Genomic DNA, 4,871 nt, shown 5'->3' with positions numbered 1-4,871 from the left:
AACGCGCTCGCCTGGCTGCGCCGCCCGGCCGCCGGCCAGGCCGAGGTGACCGAGCCGGTGGCGGTGCTGCTGCCGCTGCGCGACGAGGCCGACCGGGTCACCCCGTGCCTGCGCGCGCTGCTGGCCCAGCGCGGCGTGCCGGACCTGCGGATCGTGGTGCTCGACGACGGATCGACCGACGGCACCGCCGACGTGGTCCGTGCGGTGGCCGGTGACGATCCCCGGGTCACGCTGCTCACCGGCGTCGCCCCGCCGCCCGGCTGGCTGGGCAAGCCGCACGCCTGCTGGCAGCTCGCCACCCGGGCCGACCCGGAGCCGACGGTGCTGGCCTTCGTCGACGCCGACGTGGTGCTCGCCCCGTACGCGGTCGCGGCGGCCGTGACCGAGTTGCGCGCGGCTGACGCGGCGCTGCTGTCGCCGTACCCCCGGATCGTGGTGCGGACGGTCGCCGACCGGCTGGCGCAGCCGTTGTTGCAGTGGTTGTGGCTGACGTTCCTGCCGCTGCGCGCGATGGAACGCTCGCGGCGGCCCTCGCTGGCCGCCGCCGGCGGGCAGTTCCTGGTCGTGGACCGGGCCGGCTACCTGCGGGCCGGCGGGCACGCGGCGGTGGCCGACAAGGTGCTGGAGGACATCGAGCTGGCCCGGGCGGTGAAACGGGCGGGTGGCCGGATCGCGCTGGCCGACGGCTCCCGGCTGGCCTCCTGCCGGATGTACGAGGACTGGCCGCAGCTGCGCGACGGCTACACCAAGTCGCTCTGGGCGACGTTCGGGCATCCCACCGCCGCGGCGGCCGTGCTGGCGCTGCTGTTCGCGCTCTACGTCGCGCCGCCGCTGCTGACCGTCGGGGCGCTGCTGGCCGGCGCGCCGGCGGTGGCCGCGGTGGCGTTCCTGGCCTACCTGGGCGGCGTCGCGGGACGCGTGGTCAGCGCCCGGGCCACCGGCGGCCGGGCGTGGCCCGACGCGCTGGCCCACCCCGTGTCGGTCGTGGTCCTCGGTTGGCTGACCGTGCGGTCGTACCATCTGCGGAAGCGACGCCGGCTCACCTGGCGGGGTCGCCCGGTCACCTAGGAGGGGCACGTCATGGCGCGCATCGTGGTCATCGGCGCCGGCGTGGGCGGTCTCGCCGCCGCCGCCCGGCTCGCGGTCACCGGGCACGAGGTCACCGTCCTCGAACGGGCCGGCACGGTCGGCGGCAAGCTCGGCCGCTACACCCACCACACCCCGGAGGGGGCGTGGCGCTTCGACACCGGGCCCAGCCTGGTCACCCTGCCGCAGGTCTTCCACGACCTGTTCGAGGCGACCGGCGCGAAGCTCGACGAATACCTCGACCTGGTCCCGCTGGACCCGATCGTGCGGCACGTCTTCCCGGGCGGCGGTCCCACGCTGGACTCCTGCGCCGACCCGGACGAGTTCGCCGCCCGCGTCGGCGCCGCGTTCGGCGACCGGTCCGCCGCCGACTGGCAGCGGCTGTGGCGCCGGGCCGACCGGGTGTGGGCAGCCTCACACCGGGACATCCTGCGCCGCACCGTCGACTCGCCGCGCGACCTGGCCGCGCTGGCCTGGCGGCTGGGCGACCTCGCCGCCATCGGCCCGGGCCGCACGCTGCGCGGGCTGGGCCGCACATACCTGTCCGACGAGCGACTGCGGATGCTGCTCGACCGGTACGCCACCTACACCGGCGCCGATCCGCGCCGCGCGCCGGCCGCGCTCGTCGCCGTCCCCTACGCCGAACTGGCGTACGGCGGCTGGTACCTGCGTGGCGGGCTGGGCACGCTCGCCGACGCGCTGCTGTCGCGCTGCCTGGACCTCGGCGTGGTGGTACGCACCGACACGGCGGTCACCCGGATCGACGCCGCCGGGGGCCGGGTGCACGGCGTACGCGTGGCCGGGTCGGCCACGCCGGTCCCGGCCGACGTGGTGGTGGCCAACGTGGACGCGCTCACCGTCTACCGGGACCTGCTGCCCGACCGGCGCCGACTGGCCGCGCTCACCGATCGCAGCCTGGCCGGCTTCGTGCTGCTGCTCGGCGTGCGCGGCGACTCCGGGCTGGCCCACCACACCGTCTTCTTCCCCCGCGACTACGACGCCGAGTTCGACGCCGTGTTCGGCGACCCCGGTCGCGGGGTGCGGGCCCGCCCGGCGCCCGACCCGACCGTGTTCGTCACCGCCGCCGACGACCCGACGGTCCGCCCCGACGGCCACGAGGCGTGGTTCGTGCTCGTCAACGCGCCCCGGCACGGCACCGCCGCCGGCGCCGTGGACTGGCGGCGGCCCGGCCTGGCCGAGGCGTACGCGGACCGGATCCTCGACGTGCTCGCCGAGCGGGGCGTGGACGTGCGGGACCGGCTGGTGTTCCGGGAGATCCGCACCCCGGCCGACCTGGACGCGGCCACCGGCGCGCCGGGCGGGGCGATCTACGGCACCGCGGGTGGCCTGCTGCGCCCGGCCAACCGGGGTCCGGCGGCCGGGCTCTGGCTGGTCGGGGGTTCCAGCCACCCGGGCGGCGGGCTGCCCATGGTCACGATGTCCGCGGAGATCGTCGCCGAGGCGGTCGGCCCGGCCTGGTAAGGAAGGGCCCCTTCTTAACGCCTCGGGTAGAGGAAGGGCCCCTTCTTAACGCCCACCCGCCGCGCGTCTGCGCCCGCACGGGCGGGCGGGCTGGCTAGCCGGCATCGACCAGGGCGCGGCGGACGGCGGAGAGCAACTGGCCGAGGCCGAACCCGGCGAGCAGTACCCACACCGTGGTGGCCATGGTGATGGTGCCGGCGGTCAGGTCGGCGTCGATCAACCCGGTGAGCCCGGCGACCAGCAGACCGACCAGGGCCACGCAGACCCGGGTGGGCCGCTCCCCCACGGTCACCGCGCCGATCTCCCGCATCCCGGCGGACACCGCCCGGGCCCGCACGTACTCGTGCAACCAGGACAGACCGCCGGCCGCCGCGACCAGCGCGCCCGGCGCGCCGAGCAGCCAGAACGCGATCAGCCACGCCACCTCGCCGAGCCGGTCGGCGACCGAGTCGTAGACGTAGCCCAGCCGGGTGGTGCGGTTGGTGGCCACCGCCACCGCACCGTCCACGCTGTCCGCCACCGCGGCGAGCAGCACGAACAGCGAACCCAGGAACGGCCCGTCGCCGACCCGGCCCACCAGCAGGGGTACGCAGAAGCAGAGCAGCACGCCGAACACGGTCACCGCGGTCGGGCCGACCCGTAGCCGGCCCAGCACGTAGCCCACGTGGTAGGCGAAGCGGAGCCAGGCGCGCACCACCGGCGCCGCGGTCCGGGGATCGAACCCACCGTGCAGCCGCGCCCACGCGGTCGCGTACTGGTCCCAGTTCAGCTGTGTGCCCACCACGGATCAACCGTAGAAGGGCGGCGCGGGTGTCGTCCGGCGGGTGGTCACACCCGGGCGTCGGCCCGCAGCCGCTGCCAGACCTCACGGGTGGCGGTCGACCGGTTGAGGGTGATGAAGTGGATGCCCGGCACACCCTCGTCCAGCAGCCTGGCGCACATCTCGCCGGCCTGCTCGACGCCGAGCCGGTGCACCGCCGCGGGGTCGTCGGCCACCCGCTCGAACCGTTCGGCCAGGGCCCGGGGGAACGGCGCGCCGGACAGCTGCACCGACCGCTCGATGGTGCCGATCTGGGTCACCGGCATCACCCCGGCGAGGATCGGCGTGTCGCAGCCGGCGGCGGCGACCCGGTCACGCAGCCGCAGGTAGTCGTCGGCGTCGAAGAACATCTGGGTGACCGCGAACTCGGCGCCGGCCCGACACTTGCGGACGAAGTGCGCGGTGTCGCTGGCCACGTCCGGCGAGCGCGGGTGCTTGTACGGGAAGGCGGCCACCCCGACGCTGAAGTCGCCGCTGTCGCGGACCAGCCGGACCAGGTCCTCGGCGTAGTGCACGCCCTCGGGGTGCGGCACCCACTCGCCGCCCGGGTCGCCGGGCGGGTCCCCCCGCACGGCCAGCACGTTGCGCACCCCGACCGAGGCCAGCCGGCCGATGACGTGCCGCAGCTCGGCGACCGAGTGGTTGACGGCGGTGAGGTGCGCCATCGGCAGCAGGGTGGTCTCGGTGGCGATCCGCTCGGTCACCGCGACCGTGGTGTCCCGGGTCGAGCCGCCCGCGCCGTAGGTGATCGAGACGAACGACGGGCGCAGCGACTCCAGCTCGCGGATGGCCTGCCAGAGCAGCTTCTCGCCGGCCGGCGTCTTCGGCGGGAAGAACTCGAAGGAGAAGGTCGGCCGGCCGTCACGGATCAGCTCCCCGATCGCCGGCTGGGAGTTGGGGAGGACCGAGGGAAGACCGAGCGCCACGGACCGACTCTAGCCGGACCGGGCGGGCGTACCGAGGATGTTCCCAGCCCGCGAGCAGGTCCCGCCGGAGCGTCGTACCCCGGGGGTAGAAACGACGGCAGCGCGGTGGGGCGGCCGATGGCCGGCCCGGGGGCCCGCGTCGGGGGTCGTCACGACGGCGACGCGCCGGTCCGGCACGACCGGCGTCCGCGTCGCCGTCCCACGCCGTCGCCCCGGGAGGACCCGATGATCCCGTCTCCGCCGTCCGGCCCCCGACTGCTCGGGCCGCTCCTGGCCGAGCTGCGGTCCGCCCGCGGCTGGAGCCAGCAGCGGGTCGCCGCCGAGCTCTGCGCCGCCTCCGGCGTGCCCACCCTCACCCGGCACGAGGTCTCCCGGTGGGAACGCCAGGTCCGCCTCCCCGGTGACTTCTGGTCCGCGTGGCTGGCCACCGTCCTCGGGGTGCCCGGCGAGCTGATCGACGAGGCGGTCGCGCGCAGCCGTCGCCTCGGCGTGGCACCGGCGGCGGTCGACCCGGCCGGGTCGCGCGCCCGGGTCGCGTTGCTCACCCTGGCGCACCG

Annotated in this window: 5 protein-coding genes; 3 read left to right on the top strand and 2 right to left on the bottom strand. The window is 76.0% G+C overall.

Annotation, left to right across the window (positions count from 1 at the left end; translation table 11 throughout):
* Together HUW36_RS25565 and HUW36_RS25560 are read left to right on the top strand one after the other, a co-directional pair.
* The coding region (locus HUW36_RS25565; RefSeq protein WP_174530491.1) for a glycosyltransferase family 2 protein at positions 1-1,068 on the top strand (1,068 nt) is incomplete at its 5' end.
* Between the two features lie 12 nt (positions 1,069-1,080).
* Entirely contained in the window at positions 1,081-2,568 is a 1,488-nt protein-coding gene (locus HUW36_RS25560; protein WP_174530490.1) for a phytoene desaturase family protein, read from the top strand.
* A 94-nt stretch (positions 2,569-2,662) separates the two neighbouring features.
* Here the strand turns inward: HUW36_RS25560 and HUW36_RS25555 are convergent, their stop codons facing one another.
* Together HUW36_RS25555 and metF are read right to left on the bottom strand one after the other, a co-directional pair.
* Positions 2,663-3,352 carry a CDP-alcohol phosphatidyltransferase family protein gene (locus tag HUW36_RS25555; protein ID WP_174530489.1) on the bottom strand — a complete coding sequence of 230 codons (690 nt, stop codon included), beginning with the start codon at positions 3,350-3,352 and terminating at the stop codon, positions 2,663-2,665.
* A gap of 44 nt (positions 3,353-3,396) precedes the next feature.
* Entirely contained in the window at positions 3,397-4,314 is a 918-nt protein-coding gene (gene metF, locus HUW36_RS25550; RefSeq protein ID WP_091573248.1) for a methylenetetrahydrofolate reductase [NAD(P)H], read from the bottom strand.
* A gap of 225 nt (positions 4,315-4,539) precedes the next feature.
* Here metF and HUW36_RS25545 point away from each other — a divergent pair.
* The coding region (locus tag HUW36_RS25545) for a helix-turn-helix domain-containing protein (protein WP_174530488.1) at positions 4,540-4,871 on the top strand (332 nt) is incomplete at its 3' end.

Source organism: Micromonospora maritima (assembly GCF_902825405.1).
GTDB classification, from domain to species: domain Bacteria; phylum Actinomycetota; class Actinomycetes; order Mycobacteriales; family Micromonosporaceae; genus Micromonospora; species Micromonospora maritima.
The sequence above is the reverse complement of the archived record's forward strand: the minus strand, read 5'-3'. Positions and strand labels throughout refer to the sequence as shown.